This is a genomic window from Devosia sp. Root105 (assembly GCF_001424865.1).
GTDB lineage: Bacteria > Pseudomonadota > Alphaproteobacteria > Rhizobiales > Devosiaceae > Devosia_A.
The window spans coordinates 112,461-128,493 of record NZ_LMCR01000018.1 but is presented as its reverse complement, the minus strand read 5'-3'; the positions used below and the strand labels follow the sequence as shown (position 1 = coordinate 128,493).

The following is a 16,033-nucleotide window of genomic DNA, read 5'->3' as shown; positions in this document are numbered from 1 at the left end:
CTGAGAACATCACAAAGCTCGCACAATATCGCCCACGCGGTGCTTGAGAAGTTCGCCATAACCCGCGTAACCACCTATCGACCGGCCCATCCGAATGAGTGATCCGATCCCCTTGCCATTGAGAATGGAGTCGTCGTCGGCCAGCCTGTTGTAGTGGGTAGATTTCGAGTGCTCTCTGATTGCTTGCCCTAAGACGGCTTTCCCGGCGTCGCCAAACAGCGTGTCCCAATCCGCGTTCGTGCTGGTCGTGCAGACCTCATCGGGATCAAGCCCGCGCCAACGGGTGCGAAAAGACCGCACGAGCGCGTCATCCCCTTCGTAACCTTGGACAAACCGCACCAAGCCTCGGTAGTTTGACCTCCACGTTGTCTGGATCAGGCCTCGGCCACGGAACTTGAAGAAATCGGTTTCCAGAATGATCCCGCAGTCGTCGGGACGTCCGTTGGTGGGATAGTCCTCCTTCGGATAGTCGGTTCCCAACCAGACATCGTTCGAGGTTCTCGCCAGGTTGCTCGACAACGCGAGGTCGCCATGAGCTTTGAGGAAGACGTCGTCGTTGAACAGCTTCCCTGCAGGTAGGTTCTGCAGGTTCTTGTGCTTGTTGTAGGAGGCCTTGTTGAACTTCCGTTTGACACCATCGGCAGGGATGGCGTCGAACAGGTAGGAAATTCCCGGATGATCTGGAGGAGAGCCAAAAAGCTCACTCCGGCTCTGGAGCTGCCCCCCCACCTCGTTCGTAAAGACCGCCATGTAGGCCATGAATCTCATGGCCGTGACCTGGTCGCGGGCACCGGCGTCGGCGACGAACCGGTCCCAGAAGGCGTCAAAGTCAGCCCGCGTTCCCGAAATGCGCTTGCCCTTCCACGCGCCCTTGTTGGCAACGGTATCGTTAAACCAGTTGATGAAACCGGCGCTTCCAAACAGACCATCGCAGTCAGCCGCGCCGGACATGACCGTCGAGAACTTTGCAGCCGAACCAACCGGCAGGTCTGGAGCCGCCGCGACTTGCACTATTGTCGTTCCCGGCTGCGGCTCCCAAATCTGAGAAAAATCCGCGTATCCAGTTTCTTCTGGCGAGAGCAGGTCGGCAAAGCTTGCCCGGTCTTGGGCGACTGAACGGCGTACAAACCCAGAGAGCCCCAGCGCCATCAGCCCAAGGGACACTTCACGTCTCTTCATCGCATCCTCCGGTGCGTTTCTGACTAGTTGTCTCGCTTAAGGCAGCGAACGAAGTCAGACATGATCGTGAAAGATACAGCTGTCACGAACTCGGTCAGTTGATTTCTGCTAGAACAGGCACGTAGTATCCCGTCAGGTCAAGGGTCACTGCCTCAACTGGGATGTCTATTTCCACGCCTTGTCTTGGTAACAGCGTAAATGGCGCCGCCTCGAGTGAAGTTGATATGCCATTCGCGGTGTTGTACTTTAGCGAGCTAACGTAGGTCACCTCGGGCTCTTGCTCTCTTACGATGAGCTTTCTGGCGCCGGGCGGAATTGCAATGCGCTCCGCCCGAACCAGGTCAGACGAGGACGCCCCCACAAGAACGCGACCGTGATATTTAGACGAGCCGTCCTGCATGATGAAATAGATAAAGGGGCATGACCCCTCCTCGAAGGTCCAGGTCGTGTAGAGACTGATATCGGGCGCGGACGCGGTCGTAACTTGCTTCCCATCGACGTTGATGTAGACCAGTTCCACCGCCTCTCCGTAGGAGTAGCTAGGTGTCGGGGTCAAAGGCGACGAAAGGGGAATGTCTCCCAATTTTTTCGGGCTCAGGGTCTTGCAGGTTTCGCCAGTACAGATTCGATATTCCAGCTCCGTACTGCGGTACTTCCGCGAGAGCGCCAACGCCGCCTCATGGGGAATTGGGCCTCCGCCCTGGACGCTGTTCAGCTCTTCCCTCTGATACTGGAATTCGATTCCAAGGGGCACAACGTAGGTGCTTCCCTCGTTGGCATTCAGGATCATTTGCCCGGTGCGAACCGGGCGTCCGGCGTCGAAGCTTGTTTCAGCGCGCAGCGAGGTTTGGCTGTCCAGTTTCACGAAGGCCCCATCGAGTACGACCGGGTCGTCGACTGCGGAGATCACCGCTACGATCGTCTTCAGTTCACGGGGCACAGCGTACATATTCAATCCGCCCACGTATCCGGCACACCCGCCCTCCATATCCCCGGACACCGTGGAACCCACCGCGAGCAAGAAGTCGGAGGGGAAGTAACCCGAGGTGACGTGGTCAATTAGGTCGTAGGATGGACTTGGCGCGTCCTGTTCCAGGAGCGCTTTGGCATCCGCCCCAACAGAGCCTGAATCCAACCCCATGACGACGTTGAGCCCCCTGCCTTGCAGGATCAGGTCCTGCGCGAGACGATCGATGCGCAGCCAGTATCCGCTGAACTCTTCGTCACTGATGTACCGTGCGAAGGAGAGACAGCTCGATATGACATCGACTGGATCCTCTGTTCGTTGCAGCAAGCTTTGATCGAGCTCGCGCACCGCTTGCCTCGTCGTGGCGTCGCGTGAGTGCGTCAGGTGGTACGAGTAATTTGACGGCCATCCGCTCGTGCCAAGAAAGGCATCAGCTGCCGCCTGATCCGGCCACACGAGTTGTCGCTCAAATGTCGGCAGTCGCATCTTGTCCACAACAGGCTGCGGAAGCGACTGAATTGATGTATAGCCCAATGAAGTGATCTCGGTTCGGCCATCAGCCAGCGAGACATTGGCTCCCAGGTACTCCTCGCCGGTCGAGCGTGAGGCGTAATTTTCATATAGATCTTCGAGTCGTTTGAAGACCTCGTTCTTTGCGACCCTCGGCTGTTTGCCGATAAGCAGGCTGAGCGTGTCGTCAGCGTAACCGACTAACAGCAAGCTACTCTGAACTGCGTTCAGCGCGAGGTATTTGACAGAAACCTTGGGTCGGTCGGGCGCTGGGCAGACGACATCAATGATCGTCTCGTCCCGATAGCCATCGACAGGTTGCGCCAGCACACTTTGCAGGAGGTGACATTTGCCACCATTGATTGGGATCGCTTCTACCAATCGATCTTGGGCGTACGCCGAAATATCCAGCAAGATCAATGTCGTCGCCAGAAGTGCAGCAGCGGCGCCAGTATCTATGCGCCCAACGCGGCGGATAGCTATGTGTGAGGACAGGCTCGGCGTCATTGTGATCTCCGAAATGGTTCCTGTGGTACTGCTCAAGAGGGATACGAGCGCGCTGACGTACAGTAGGTCGTGGGTGAATATTGAGTATGAATGTCATTGCTCATCAATGTCGAATCTCCATTCTGCACTTGATAATGAACATCAACGGAGGTCGTTATATTTGCGTAGCGGTTCCCCCTCGGAGTGTGCCTCCGTCAATCCTCCCGGAACGCCCGGCCCAGCAAATCTGTCAGCGGTTTGCTGAGGAACTCGAGCACCGTGCGGTCGGTGGTGCGGATGAAGGCGTTGACGGGCATGCCGGCGACCAGGGGGATGTGGCCGGGCAGGCGGTCGAGTTGCTCGGCCGGCACGATGATGCGGGCGACGTAATATTGCATTGCGCCTGAGGGATCAGTCGTGAGGTCGGGGCTTACCGATTTCACCTCGGCCTCGAGGTCGGGGCTGTAGCGGGTTTCGATGCCGGGGAATTTCAGCAGCACGTGCTGGGCCGCGCCCACCGCCTCGACATCGAGCGGGCTGATGCGGGCCTCGACGGTTGCGCCGTTGACCGGCGGGATCACCAGCATCGCCGTTTCGCCGGCGCCGACCACGCCGCCGACGGTGTGAATGGTCGAGCCGTGCACGATCCCGGTGATCGGGGCGCGGACTTCGAGCCGCGCCAGCTGGCTGTCGAGCGCCACCTGCTGCTGCAGCAGCTGGGCGATCTCGGCACGGGTGGTTTGCTGCTCGCCGATGATCTCGGCGCGCCGTGTATCGGCTTCGGCGGCGAGCAGGGCCCGGTGCTCGGCAATGGTGGCGCGCGCCTCGGCGATGCCGGCGGCGACCTGGCCGATGCTCCCCTCGAGCTGCAGCTGGCGCTGCGCGATGTCGTTGATCCGGCTCTGCTCGACCAAGCCATCGGCCCGCAGCGCCTCGAGGTCGCGGCGCTCGACGGCGAGGAGGGTCAGTTGCCCCTGGCTGGCGGTGCGTTGCGCTGCGAGCCCGCCGATCTTTTCGTCGAGCTGGTTGATCTGCTCGACGATCTGGGCATGGCGGCTCTGCTGGACCGCCGCACGCGCCTGCATGAACGCATGCTGGGTTTCGAGCAGTGCGGCAAGATCGGCTCCGGCCAGCGCCGCGGGCGTGGTTTCGACCAGCACCGGCATCGGCGATCCCTCGAGCTCGGCCGCGAGGCGCGCCAGCCGGGCGAAGGTGTCGCGCAACTGCGAGAGGACGATGTTGCGGCTCGCCATGACCGAGGTTGCATCGAGGCGGAACAGCACGGCGCCGGCCAGCACGTGGTCGCCATCGGCGGCGAGGATCTCGGCGATGACGCCGCCATCGGGGTGCTGGACCCGCCGGGCGCCCCCCTCGACCACAATGGTGCCCGAGGCGACGACGGCGCCCGAAATGGTGGTCGAGGCGCTCCACCAGCCGAGTCCGCCGGCAAAGCCGGCGAGCAGGGCAGCGCCCGCAAAGACGTGCAGCTGTAGGCTTATCGCCCCCTGGCCGGAGGGCGCGCGATCAGTTGACATCGGCATGGCTCCGTCCCGCATTGCCGGCTCCGGCCTGGCTGCCATTGAGGTGGCCCAGCACGGCCTCCTTGGGGCCGAACATCGCCTGCCGGCCCTCGGCCAGCAGCAGCAGCTTGTTGGCGGCGGTGAGGGCGCTCGCGCGGTGAGCAATGACGATGACGATCGCCCCGCGGGCCCGGGCGCCGAGGATGGCTGCGCTGAGCGCCGCCTCTCCGGGCGCGTCGAGGTTGGCGTTCGGCTCGTCGAGCACGATGAGGAAGGGCTGGCCATAGAGGGCGCGGGCGAGGCCGATGCGCTGGCGCTGCCCGGCCGACAGAGCGCCGCCACGCTCGCCCACCGGTGTTTCGTAGCCGTCGGCGAGGCCGGCGACGAGCATCTGAACCCCCGCCGCGGCGGCCGCCGTCTGCACCGCTGCCGAGGCGCCGGCCTGAAAGCGCGAGATATTGTCGGCGATGCTGCCTGAGAGCAGGCCGACATCCTGTGGCAGATAGCCTGTCGCCGCGCCAAGGATGGACGGATCGTAATGGGCAAGCGGTTGCCCATCGAAGCGCACCTCGCCGGTGCGGGCCGGCCACACCCCCACCAGCGCGCGGCCGAGCGACGACTTTCCCGAACCCGATGGTCCGATGATACCAAGCGCATCGCCGGCGACGAGCTCGAAGCTGATGCCGCCGACGACGACCCGCCCCTCCGGTGTGGCGACGGCGAGGTCGATGACCTCGAGGCGCTGCTGCGGCGCCGGCAGGAGGACCTGCCGTGCCTGGCGTTCACTTTGCGCCAGCGCCGGAAGCAGCCGCCGCAAGGCCTGGCGGGCGGCAACAAAGCTGCGCCAATGACTGACCGCCTGCTCGACCGGCGCCACTGCGCGAGACGAGAGGATGGAGGCGGCAATGATGATCCCGGCCGTCGACTCGCCGCTGATCACGAGGAATGCGCCGGTGGCGAGCACTGCCGATTGCAGCATCAGCCGGGTGCTGCGGGTGAACGAGGAATAGAGCGCGGCGCGGTCGCTGGCGCCCGCGGTGGCGGCGCCCAGATCGGCAACGATCGCGGTAAGACGCTGCGTCAATGGCGGTTGCAGCCCCATGGCGCGAATGGCCTCGGTGCCGTGCCGGATCTCGCTCAGCGTCGCGCCACGCCGCAGCGCCGCGTCGGCGACGGCAGTCGCCGGCCCACGGGCGCGGAACTCGTGCACCACCAGCAGCCCCACAGTGGCGAGAATGCCGGCCAGCGTCACCTGGCCGAGCAGCGGGTGCATCAGGAAGATGAGGCCCAGATAGAGCGGCAGCCAGGGCAGATCGAGCAGTACGGTCGGGCCCGGCCCCGAGGCGAAGGCGCGCACCGCATCGGCATCGGCGAAGGGATCGGAGCCTCGGGCCTGCTTACCCTCGATCACGGCATTGACGATGCGCGGCATCAGCGCATCCTCGAAGGCGCGGCCAAGGCGGCTGGCGATGCGCATGCGGATGAGCTCGACCAGCGCGTAAAAGCCATAAACCGCGGCGACCAGCAGGGAGAGCGACAACAGGCTCGGCAGCGATCGGCTGGGCAGGATCCGGTCGTAGACCTGCAGCATGAAGATCGGCCCGGCCAGCAGCACCAGGTTCGAGGCGATACTGGTGACGATGATGGTGACGAGCCCGGCGCCAACCCAGCTGCGGGCCATCGCCCGCCCCCCGGGGGTCGGCAATGGGTTGGGAGCGCGCTGCAGCATCTCAGGCTCCCTCGACGAACGTAGCGCCGGCACATAGCGAGATCATCAGGCGCACCAGGTCCACCTGGCGGTGGCAGCCCATCTTGGCGAGGACCGTCTTGCACTGGCTGCGCACCGTCTCGAGCTCGACGCGGCGGGCCAGCGCAATCTGGGTGAGCGTGAGCCCCTCGACCAGGTGTCCCAGCACCGCCGTCTCCGCCTCGGTAAGGCTGAAGCCCATGCCGATGGCCCAGAGCTGATGGCGCGACAGCTCGAACGCGCCGACGCGGAAATCGAGGATGGCGACGCTGGCGCCGGAACGCAGCTGCTCGGGTGGCGCCCATAACGAGATGCTGACCGAGAATGCGCCGAGCTCGCCGTCCGAAACGACAAGCATGGGGTTGGCGGTTTCGCGCACCTGTCGCAGGGCATCGCGCACCAGCAGCGCACCGCGCTCCGAGGTGATCTCGACCACGCCGCGGTTGAGCCGGGCAGGGTACCGCTTGTGCAGGAGCGCCCGCCCCTGAACATTGGCGTAGCGCAGGATCAGGTGGTTCGGATCGACGATGATGCAGGCGCTATGCCCATCGGGGCAGATGTTCTCGTAGCTCAGCGCGGCCTCCTTGCGCAGTTGCGACGTCGCCAGTGCCGGGGTGGGAAGGTGCCGCCTCGGCTGGCGATAGGGGCTCGGGTACGGCGCCGGTTCCAGCTCGCGCGAGGGGTGTTCGGCCGGCTCGATCGTTTCCAGCCGATGGTCGGCGGCCGAGCCGCGATAGGTGATCATGGTGCCAAGCGCCCTGCCTGCGGTTGCGATGCTTGCGGTAATAGGGCGCGGCAGGTCCGACGATCGTGAAAGCGGCGCCCGCCGACCGTGAAAACGGCGTGCGCGGGAGGAAAACTTTGCTAGGAACGGGTCACGATCGGGTCGCCTGGTGGGGCCGGCGGTCGCTTACACGCCAACGAGGCGCAAGGCCGACTTCACGAACAGGGCGCTGCCGGCGCTGGGCAAGGCGTCGAGCGGCGCTTCGACGGCGTTGCTCGTACCGGCGAGGCGTTCGGCTTCCGGCAGCTGCCCGAACAGCGCGCGGGCCTCATCGACCTGGCCGGCATGGGCGAGCGTCGCGCCGAGATAGCGCAGGATCGGCGGGTAGGAGAGCTGGCGGTTGGCCGGCTCGAGCTGCAGCGCGCGGCGGCCATGCGCGATTGCCGCCTGGTGGTTGCCGGCCAAACCCTCAATCATCAGCAGGGTGGTGGCGAAAGCATAGCGGTAGGAGAGATTGCGGCCGGTCAGCAGGGCTGTCGTGGCGCTTTCGCGCGCCTCGTCGTAGCGACCCGAATAGAACCGCAGCAGCGACAGGGCATCGTAATACATGACGTGCCGCGTGCCGGTGAGGCCGGCGCGGTCGATCAGATCCCACGCAGTGGAAAAGTCGCGGAACAGGAACGCCTCGACATGCGCGCACAAGGACAGCACCAGCCCGTTATAGGGCTCCTCCGCCAGCGCCCGGTTGAGGTTCTCGCGGCATTCCTCGAGCGTCAGCCGGTAATTGTAGCCGTGGCCCGGATCGGCGAGAAATACCGCCTGGTAGGCCTGCCAGGCGTTGAAGATGCCGTTCTCCCGGTACTCCCTGACGCTGGCCCAGGTGTCCCTGCTGCGAATGACGTCCGCGGGGTTGAGGCTGAACATCTGCTCGACCGCTGCGAACGCCGCCCGGCGCGTCATGTGCAGTTCGTCCTGCCGCGGGGGGCGCAGCAGCGCTTCGCGCAGCAACTGGTCGACACACTGACCGGCGAACGTGCCGACGCGGCCATTGGTGGCGGCCCAGCCGCCGCTGGTGCTGATGCCGTCCTGCCGGCTCATCAGCAGCGCGCCATCGCTGAACCGGTGCGCCACGACGACGACCCATGATGCATCGCCCGCCGCTGTCGCCCTGATATGCAGCTCGATATCGGGGGCGATGGCAGGGCCGACAGGCCGGCCCTGCGGGCGCTCGACAATGCTGGCGCGCACGAACCCCGACTCCGACAGGCCGGCCGCGATTGCCTGCGCCACCATATCGGGGACCAGCGCCACCGGCCCCGAAGGGGTGCGGTCGATGTCGAGATGCAGGGTGACCAGCAGATGGGTGGCGGGGCTTACCGTACTGCTGCCAGCGGTTCGGACCGGGGCGGCCGCACTGTGCCGCTCGCTCAGCCGCTCGGCCCGCAGCCAATCCTCGAAGCCTTCGGCCCCCGGCAGGTCGAGGCCCTCCAGCAAGGTCGATCCGCTGGGGATCGGTCTTTCGAGCGCATCGACCTCGCAACGCTCGAGCCGCAGCCGGATGGCTTCGCGGCCGACCTCGAGCAGGGCTTCGGTCAGATCGCCCAATACCTGCCGGATGCTGGAGAGCTCGCGGCGCAGGCTGCCCTGCGCCTCCGACCGCTCCGAGCGCGACCACAGGGTATCCTGCAGCCACACTCTCGAGCGTTCGCCGTGCGGCGCGAGCGCGAGAACGGCCAGCAGGGCGCGCGCCTTGCGGCTCGAGACTGCGACCTCTCGTCCCTGATGCTCAAGCCGAAAGACGCCGATGAGTCCAAGCTTGAATTGCCGTTCCGCGTCCATCTTGCTTGCTGCTTCCCCGGCAATTGTCGACCTTACGCAAAAGCCAAGGAAAATCAACGACAGCCGTATGTCTTCGTTGCCGGAAAGACATGCGGACGTCGAGTGTCGTCACGAAAAAGAACGATCGGAACGGAATAGTTTTGGCGAGCTAGATTTACTCAGAGTGCGGACGTGTTGCAACTCTGCCGCGCAAGACAACAAAAACGGTGCTCAGCGGGATCATCGCAGATTAAGCGGCTTGTCACGTCCGTGCCGAAAAGTCTCAATGATCGTCAATAGTATGCTGGAGCTTTTGGGGGGAGCTGCCATGGCTGAAGACGATCCGGTATTCAATATTCCCGACGAGATTCTGTGGACCGCGGACGGTGACCTGATCCCGCGGATGGCGGCCGCGGTGCCGTTCGCCGGACGTTCATCCGGCATGATTGCCGCCCTGTCGCGCTCCCGTTCGCGCTCCCGCTCACGCTCCAGGTCGCGTTCGCGCTCCAGGTCGCGCTCACGTTCGCGCTCGAGGTTCGACAGCGACGGGGCGCCGCAGGGCGGGGCGGTGCTGCAATCCTGGTCGGTGGTGAAGGCGCTGTTCGAGGGATCGGCCGGGGGCCTGCTGCCCTTCGAGAAACTGCTCGACCGTCTGCCGCCGAACCCGGACGAGACGGCGCTCGAGATCGAAGAAATGCGCCTCATGCAGGTGCACCTGACCACCGACAAGACCCGCCAGGAGGAGATCCTGCGCCAGGCCGACATGAGCGATCTGTCGGATATCTATCGCCCGCTTGGCATCGACAATGGCGGCTATCCCGACACCGAGGCGCTGATCGACCTGGTGTTCGAGACGGCCGAACGGGTCGGCTATTTCTATAAGCGCATCATCGATCGGCCACGACCCAACGCGGTCGATCCGCGCCTCAGGCCGTTCCTCGATATCCCGCCGCACCAGGCGTTTCCGTCCAACCACTCGTTCCAGATGTTCAGCGTCGCCGAGGTGTTTTCGCGCATTCTTCCCGAACATCCCGGTAGCGCCGAGCTGTTTTATGTGGCGCAGCGCGTGGCGGAGAACCGCGAATATGCCGGGCTCCACTATCCGTCGGACACGCGAGCTGGCCGGCGCCTGGCGCAACGCTTCTCACCCTATCTCGTCAACTTCCTCAGGCGCGAAATTGGCAGCGCCCTGGCCGAATGGCGGTAACCGAACATGAGCAGTAACCGTTTCTGGCGTGAGCCCGATCCCAAGAATGGCAAGCCAGGGGGCTGGCTGCCGATCTTTTACCTGTGGCACCTCGAGCAGATCGGGGTCATCGAGCGCGGTAACGGCCCGATCGACAAGTCGATCGAGTATGAGCCGGGAGAAGGCTATGGTTGGCCGTACTGGCCGGACGAGCTGCCGTACTCCACCGTCGCGATCATCGACAGCGGCTGCACGACGCGCCATCCCAACCTGCCGGCCAGTGCCATCCGGCACGGCGTGGACATGGCCCTGATGCCGGTGGGTGGCGTCTACAGCAAAGATGACGCCGACGACATTCGGGAGGAGCGCAGGAAGGGCAAGTGGCGCCTCGACCAGATACTGAAATCCCTCGATGTCCCGGCCGATGCGCTTGCCCTGCAGGAGATCGCCGACGAATTGGCCGACCGCCTGCCCGACCACGTGCAGACCGAGGACCCGGCGAACAACTTTGCCGGTCACGGCACGGCCTGCGCCGGGTTGGTTGCCGGCCGCCTCACCGACGGGGGCAAGGAACGGCCGACAGTGCTGCCCTATTACGGTGTCAACCCGTTCGCGACGATCATCCCGATCGCCACGCCCTACAGTCACGAAATCCGGCCGATCATCGCAGCCCTGATGCATGCGGTGATGGTCGAGGCCGACGTCATCCTGATGCCGCGTGCGGTGAACGACCTCGTGCTCGACCAACAGCGTGACGACGGAACTCCTGACGGCAAGCCTGGTGCATGGAAACCTCCGGCGCTGCACGACCTGCGCGCCACCCGGATCGACTCCGACGCCACGCTGAAGAACGACAAGCAGCTGTTCGTTGCGCTGCTGCAGGCCGTGGCGGCTTGGCGGCCGGTGGTGCTGGCCGCCGGCAACGAGGGCAGGGCGGTGCCCACCTATCCGGCCTCGCTGGCCCACCAGAAGCAGAACCCGCTCACCGACGCGATCATCGTCGGCGCCGTCAACGCCGACGGCGTGCCCTCGTCCTACTCGAACGGCACGCCGCAGACCGGTGTCACGGTCTATGCGCCCAGCGATGACGAGGAACGGATCGACCAGACAAATGGCGACCCGCTCGCGCTGTTCGATCTGGCCGGCCGCGACGCCGCCTGGATCGCACAGCAACCGTTCGTGCGGCCAGCCGAGAACACCTACCTTCCCTACGCCGTGCTCGCCATCGACGTGCCGGGCCGCACGCTGCCCGACGCCACCCCGCAGCAGGTGGTGCCGATGCGCGCGCTCTACAGCAGCTTCGGTGGCACCTCGGCCGCCTCCTCGATCGTCGCCGGGGCGCTCTCGCTGGCCCAGGCCAAGCGCAAGCAGGCGGGCCTCGGGGTGCTGAGCGGCACCGAAATGCAGAAGTGCCTGGTCGACAGCCTGAAGGGGCAGGCCGTGCCGGTTCTCAACATCGCAACGCTGTTGGAGCAGGTGCTGGCGTAACGTCACCCGCAGGCCGGGATCGCAAGGCCGGCGGTACTGAAGAGCCCGTCGGTGTCGCGCACCCGGTCGGGCGCCGATTGCAGGGGCGTCGCGGCGAATGGGCCGCGGCGCGGCGTCGCCAGGCGGGGCCTCAGTCGCCGTCCGGGCCGTCTTCCAGCCACTGGTCGTATTGCCGCTCGCGGCGGTGCTGGTCGAGGGCGCGGAGGTAATAATCCTCGTGCCGGCCGTGCGGGCGGCCAGCCTGTTCCCAGAGGAAGTAGGCGGTTTTGCGCACGGCCTCGCGGAAGGCGTCGTCTTCGTGCGGCGGGCCTCGGCCGTCGGTCATTTTGGGCTCGTGGTTCATTTCGCCCTCAACGTTGCGCCGAAGGTGAGGTTGCATTCGTGCAACATCATGGCGAAGCCTTGCGGCGCTGATACGAAAGTACCCTATCGCCCCCGCATATCTGCCTTGAACAGAACGCAAATCAGCGCAAGAGATGAGGCCTTCCTCTGGTTCTACCGGGCCGAGTCTGTCCGCCAATATTCCGGCGAGGGCAGGCCCTAAAAGCTTTATGTCTGGACCCTTAAATTGAGCTCGAATGCTCCGCGCAGCGCCTATTCGCCTGGCGATGCAATGTCACATGTCGTCGCCGCACAGCAGGGTAAGGGGCTCACCACCCTGTGGCGGATCATGGTGCTGACCTGGCGTCACCCCTGGATGGTGATTATTACCATCCTCTCCTGCTTCATTTCGTCGGCACTGCAATTGGCGACGCCGGTACTGCTGGGCCAGGCGGTCGATCGCGCCGAGGGCGTGCTAGATGGTGGGGTGGGCGCCGCCGATGCGCTGTGGAGCATTGCGCTGATCCTGCTGGTGGTCTCGATCCTGCGCGGTCTGTTCACGATGTCGATGAACTACTTTGGCGAAGCCGTTGGCCACCACACGGCCTATGAGCTGCGCCTCGCGGTCTACGAGAAGATCCAGCGGCTGAGCTTTTCCTACCATGACAAGGTGCATACCGGTGACCTGATCACCGTGGGCATGCTCGATCTCGAGGGCGTGCGCATGTTCTTTGCGACGGGCCTGCTCCGCATCGTGCTGCTCGGCACGCTGATCGGGGTGGGCGCCTATATGCTGATCTCGACCGACTGGATCCTTGGCCTTCTGGCGCTGAGCTTTGCGCCGTTTGTCGGGGTGAACTCCTCGCTCACCCAGCTGAAGCTCCGCGCCACCTGGCTGACGCTGCAGGAGCGGCTGCAGGACCTGTCCCGCGTCATGGAAGAGAACCTCGGCGGCATCCGCGTGGTCCGCGCCTTTGCCGGCGCGCGGCATGAGATGAAGAAATACAACGAGGCTTCCGACCGGGCGCTCAAGCTGACGCATAAGCGCGTCGATATCCGCGTCAACTCGACCTCGATCATGAATATCAGCTTCTTCGTCTCGATGGCGCTGGTGCTGTGGTATGGCGGCGAGCGCGTCATTTCCGGCGAGATGACCGTCGGCACGCTGGCGGCTTTCCTCACCTTCATGACGATCCTGCAGATGCCGGTGCGCCAGCTTGGCCTGCTCGTCAACTCGGTGGCCCGCGCCTCGACCTGCGGCAATCGGCTGTTCGCTTTCCTCGACCTCGAAATCGAGATCAAGGACGAGCCGGGCGCCAAGCCGCTGAAGCTTTCCGAAGGCACGCTGAAGTTCGAGAATGTCGATTTCGCCTATCCCTCGGCGCCGTTCCGTCCGGTGCTCCAGGGCATCTCGTTCGAGGGCAGGAAGGGCGAGACCATCGGCATCGTCGGCAAGCCCGGCTCGGGCAAATCGACTATCGCCCACCTGATCCCGCGCTTTTACGATGTGACCGGCGGCCGGGTGACCATTGACTGCCAGGACGTTCGGGCGCTGACGCTGGCGAGCCTCAGGCAGGCGGTGGCCGTGGTGCAGCAGGACAGCTTCCTGTTCACCACCAATATCGAGAACAACATCGCCTATGGCGATCCGTGGGCGAAGGGGCCGCGCATCGCCAGCGCCTCGGAATATGCGCAGCTCCACAACTACATTATCGGGCTGCCCACCGGCTACGAAACCATCGTGGGCGAGCGCGGCGTGTCGCTGTCGGGCGGCCAGCGGCAGCGCCTCAACATCGCGCGTTCGCTGATGCTCAGGCCCTCGGTGATGGTGTTCGATGACTCGACCGCGGCGGTCGATGCCGGCACCGAGCAGCGCATCCGCACGGCGATGAAGCGCTTCGCCAAGGACCGGGTGACGCTGATCATCTCGCACCGGCTTTCCTCGCTGATGCATGCCGACCAGATCCTGTTCATCGATGAAGGCAAGATCGTCGAGCGCGGCACGCATGAGGAGCTCCTGGCGCTCGGCGGCCGCTACCGCGCCCTTTACGACCTCCAGGTGAAGCCTGGCGACGACCAGCTGGAGGCTGCCGAATGACCGAGGCAACGCTCAACACCGAAGACGACAGCGAAGACCGCAACCGCCGTCCGCCCCGCGCCGTGGTCGGCTCGAGCCTCGACCGCGAGGAAGAGGTGTTCGGCAAGGCCTATGATCCGAAGATCGTCCGCCGCATCTGGGCCTTCGTCAAACCCTATCGCAGGCAGATCTACCTGTCGGTCGCCGCGGTGCTGGTGTTCACGCTGACCCAGCTGGCTTTCCCGCTGGTGATCCGCTTTGCCATCGATAACGGCATGGCGCAGGGCGGGGGCGGGCGTTCGATCCTCCTCTGGTGCATCGTGGCGTTTGCCGGGCTGATCGCTATCAACTTCGCCTCGTCCTGGATCCAGGAAACGGTGGTCGGCAAGGCGGCCGAGAACGTGCTGTTCGACATGCGCCGCGCCATGTTCGCCCATCTGCAGCGGGTGTCGCTCGGCTGGATGGACAAGACCGAGGTCGGCCGGTTGATGTCGCGCCTGATGGGCGACGTGAACTCCATGCAGGAGTTCCTTGAAACCTCAGTGCTTTCGGTTGGCGATATCGTCCTGCTGTTCGGCATTGTCGGCGTGCTGCTGTGGCTCGATCCGATGCTCGGGCTGATCACCATGGCGACCATGCCGATCCTGTTCATCGTGCGCCTGTTCTGGCTGCCGCCGGCCAAGGTCAGCTTCATGGCGGCGCACCACACCAACTCGGCCGCCAATGGCGCGCTCGCCGAGGGCATCAATGGCGTGCGCACGGTGCAGAGCCTCGATCGGCAGCAGGTCAATTTCGACCTCTATGAGGAAAAGGCCAGGGCCAACCTCCGGGCCCATCTCCGCGCCGCAAAATTCGCCCAGGTGATGGTGCCGATCGTCGATACGCTCACCGGCATTTCGATGGCCACGGTGATCGTGGTCGGCGGCCAGATGGTGTTGGGGCGCGAGCTCGATGTCGGCGTCATGGTGGCGTTCCTGTTCTACATCCAGCGCTTCTTCGACCCGATCCGCTCGCTCACCATGCAGTACTCGGTGTTCCAGCGCGCCATGTCGTCGGGCACCCGCATCGTCGAGGTGCTCGATGTGCCGGTGACTATCGCCGACAAGCCCGATGCCTTCCCGCTGACTTCGGGGATGGACGGCTCGGTCGAGTTCAAGGACGTGACCTTCGGCTACCGTAAGGGCCAGCCGGTGCTGAAGCATGTGAGCTTCCGGGTGAACCCGGGCGAGACGGTGGCCATTGTCGGGCCCACCGGCTCGGGCAAATCGAGCTGCATGTCGCTGGTGCACCGCTTCTACGACGTGTGGGAGGGCTCGGTGACGGTAGGCGGACTTGATGTGCGCGACGTCACCCAGGATTCGCTCGGCGAACAGGTGGCGATGGTGCTGCAGGAGCCGTTCCTGTTCACCGGCTCGGTGATCGAGAACATCCGCTACAACAAGGAAAGCGCCACCCGCGAGCAGGTGATCGATGCGGCAAAGGCCGTGGGCGCGCATGATTTCGTCATGTCGCTGGCCGATGGCTACGACACCAGGCTGGAACAGCGCGGCGGCAACCTGTCACTGGGGCAGCGGCAGCTGATCAGCTTCGCCCGGGCGTTGGTGGCGGATGCCAAAATCCTCGTCCTCGACGAGGCGACAGCGAACATCGACAGCTATACCGAGATGCTGATCCAGAAGGCGCTGAAGCGGCTGCTAGAAGGCCGCACCGGCCTCGTCATCGCCCACCGCCTCGCCACCATCCGCGGCGCCGACCGCATCATCGTGCTGCAGAACGGCGAGCTCTTGGAATCGGGCAACCACGAGCAGCTGATGGAAAAGCAGGGCCTCTATTCGCGGCTCTACACCATGAACTATTCGAGCTTCGACGACCTGCCGGAGAATGCGGAAGATCATGCCGCGGCGGCGGTAGGGAAGGCGACTTAGGGGTAGGGCCTCATGGCACCGGCCGCGCAAAGTGCGTCCCCTCGCCCCTCTGGGGAGAGGGTTCCTCGCCCCTCTGGGGAGAGGG

The 16,033-nt window shown here is 64.5% G+C and carries 11 protein-coding genes; 4 read left to right on the top strand and 7 right to left on the bottom strand.

Annotated features, from left to right (window positions below; all coding sequences use genetic code 11):
- Positions 1 to 9: 9 nt before the first annotated feature.
- The 6 genes from ASC68_RS20985 to ASC68_RS20960 all read right to left on the bottom strand — a co-directional run bounded on the left by ASC68_RS20985 (position 10) and on the right by ASC68_RS20960 (position 8,972).
- Positions 10 to 1,179, bottom strand: a complete 1,170-nt coding sequence (locus tag ASC68_RS20985) for a hypothetical protein (RefSeq protein ID WP_055883620.1) — start codon at positions 1,177 to 1,179, stop codon at positions 10 to 12.
- A gap of 94 nt (positions 1,180 to 1,273) precedes the next feature.
- Positions 1,274 to 3,163: a hypothetical protein gene (locus ASC68_RS20980; protein WP_055883616.1), complete on the bottom strand. Its 1,890-nt coding sequence runs from the start codon at positions 3,161 to 3,163 to the stop codon at positions 1,274 to 1,276.
- A gap of 194 nt (positions 3,164 to 3,357) precedes the next feature.
- Positions 3,358 to 4,677, bottom strand: a complete 1,320-nt coding sequence (locus ASC68_RS20975; RefSeq protein ID WP_197421331.1) for an HlyD family type I secretion periplasmic adaptor subunit — start codon at positions 4,675 to 4,677, stop codon at positions 3,358 to 3,360.
- Positions 4,667 to 6,343, bottom strand: coding sequence for a type I secretion system permease/ATPase (locus ASC68_RS20970; RefSeq protein ID WP_082528387.1), 1,677 nt, complete (start codon positions 6,341 to 6,343; stop codon positions 4,667 to 4,669). The genes ASC68_RS20975 and ASC68_RS20970 overlap by 11 nt, the downstream gene beginning before the upstream one ends.
- 49 nt (positions 6,344 to 6,392) lie before the next feature.
- Complete coding sequence (locus ASC68_RS20965) at positions 6,393 to 7,154, bottom strand: LuxR C-terminal-related transcriptional regulator (RefSeq protein WP_055883610.1); 762 nt, start codon at positions 7,152 to 7,154, stop codon at positions 6,393 to 6,395.
- A 165-nt stretch (positions 7,155 to 7,319) separates the two neighbouring features.
- Positions 7,320 to 8,972: a tetratricopeptide repeat protein gene (locus ASC68_RS20960; RefSeq protein ID WP_055883606.1), complete on the bottom strand. Its 1,653-nt coding sequence runs from the start codon at positions 8,970 to 8,972 to the stop codon at positions 7,320 to 7,322.
- 307 nt (positions 8,973 to 9,279) lie between these two features.
- Here ASC68_RS20960 and ASC68_RS20955 point away from each other — a divergent pair, with 307 nt between their 5' ends.
- Both ASC68_RS20955 and ASC68_RS20950 read left to right on the top strand, forming a co-directional pair.
- Entirely contained in the window at positions 9,280 to 10,158 is an 879-nt protein-coding gene (locus ASC68_RS20955) for a phosphatase PAP2 family protein (protein ID WP_055883603.1), read from the top strand.
- A 6-nt stretch (positions 10,159 to 10,164) separates the two neighbouring features.
- Entirely contained in the window at positions 10,165 to 11,625 is a 1,461-nt protein-coding gene (locus tag ASC68_RS20950; protein ID WP_055883600.1) for a S8 family serine peptidase, read from the top strand.
- Between the two features lie 130 nt (positions 11,626 to 11,755).
- Here the strand turns inward: ASC68_RS20950 and ASC68_RS20945 are convergent, their stop codons facing one another.
- Positions 11,756 to 11,950, bottom strand: a complete 195-nt coding sequence (locus ASC68_RS20945; protein WP_197421329.1) for a DUF2934 domain-containing protein — start codon at positions 11,948 to 11,950, stop codon at positions 11,756 to 11,758.
- 243 nt (positions 11,951 to 12,193) lie between these two features.
- Between ASC68_RS20945 and ASC68_RS20940 the strand changes: the two genes are divergently transcribed.
- Together ASC68_RS20940 and ASC68_RS20935 are read left to right on the top strand one after the other, a co-directional pair.
- Positions 12,194 to 14,044 carry an ABC transporter ATP-binding protein gene (locus ASC68_RS20940; protein ID WP_082528342.1) on the top strand — a complete coding sequence of 617 codons (1,851 nt, stop codon included), beginning with the start codon at positions 12,194 to 12,196 and terminating at the stop codon, positions 14,042 to 14,044.
- Positions 14,041 to 15,948, top strand: coding sequence for an ABC transporter ATP-binding protein (locus ASC68_RS20935; RefSeq protein WP_055883592.1), 1,908 nt, complete (start codon positions 14,041 to 14,043; stop codon positions 15,946 to 15,948). The genes ASC68_RS20940 and ASC68_RS20935 overlap by 4 nt, the downstream gene beginning before the upstream one ends.
- Positions 15,949 to 16,033: the final 85 nt, after the last annotated feature.

Coding starts and splice junctions, on each gene's coding strand:
- ASC68_RS20985 (WP_055883620.1), bottom strand. CDS start 1,179: ATGAAGAGACGTGAAGTGTCCCTTGGGCTGATGGCGCTGGGGCTCTCT.
- ASC68_RS20980 (WP_055883616.1), bottom strand. CDS start 3,163: ATGACGCCGAGCCTGTCCTCACACATAGCTATCCGCCGCGTTGGGCGC.
- ASC68_RS20975 (WP_197421331.1), bottom strand. CDS start 4,677: ATGTCAACTGATCGCGCGCCCTCCGGCCAGGGGGCGATAAGCCTACAG.
- ASC68_RS20970 (WP_082528387.1), bottom strand. CDS start 6,343: ATGGCCCGCAGCTGGGTTGGCGCCGGGCTCGTCACCATCATCGTCACC.
- ASC68_RS20965 (WP_055883610.1), bottom strand. CDS start 7,154: ATGATCACCTATCGCGGCTCGGCCGCCGACCATCGGCTGGAAACGATC.
- ASC68_RS20960 (WP_055883606.1), bottom strand. CDS start 8,972: ATGGACGCGGAACGGCAATTCAAGCTTGGACTCATCGGCGTCTTTCGG.
- ASC68_RS20955 (WP_055883603.1), top strand. CDS start 9,280: ATGGCTGAAGACGATCCGGTATTCAATATTCCCGACGAGATTCTGTGG.
- ASC68_RS20950 (WP_055883600.1), top strand. CDS start 10,165: ATGAGCAGTAACCGTTTCTGGCGTGAGCCCGATCCCAAGAATGGCAAG.
- ASC68_RS20945 (WP_197421329.1), bottom strand. CDS start 11,950: ATGACCGACGGCCGAGGCCCGCCGCACGAAGACGACGCCTTCCGCGAG.
- ASC68_RS20935 (WP_055883592.1), top strand. CDS start 14,041: ATGACCGAGGCAACGCTCAACACCGAAGACGACAGCGAAGACCGCAAC.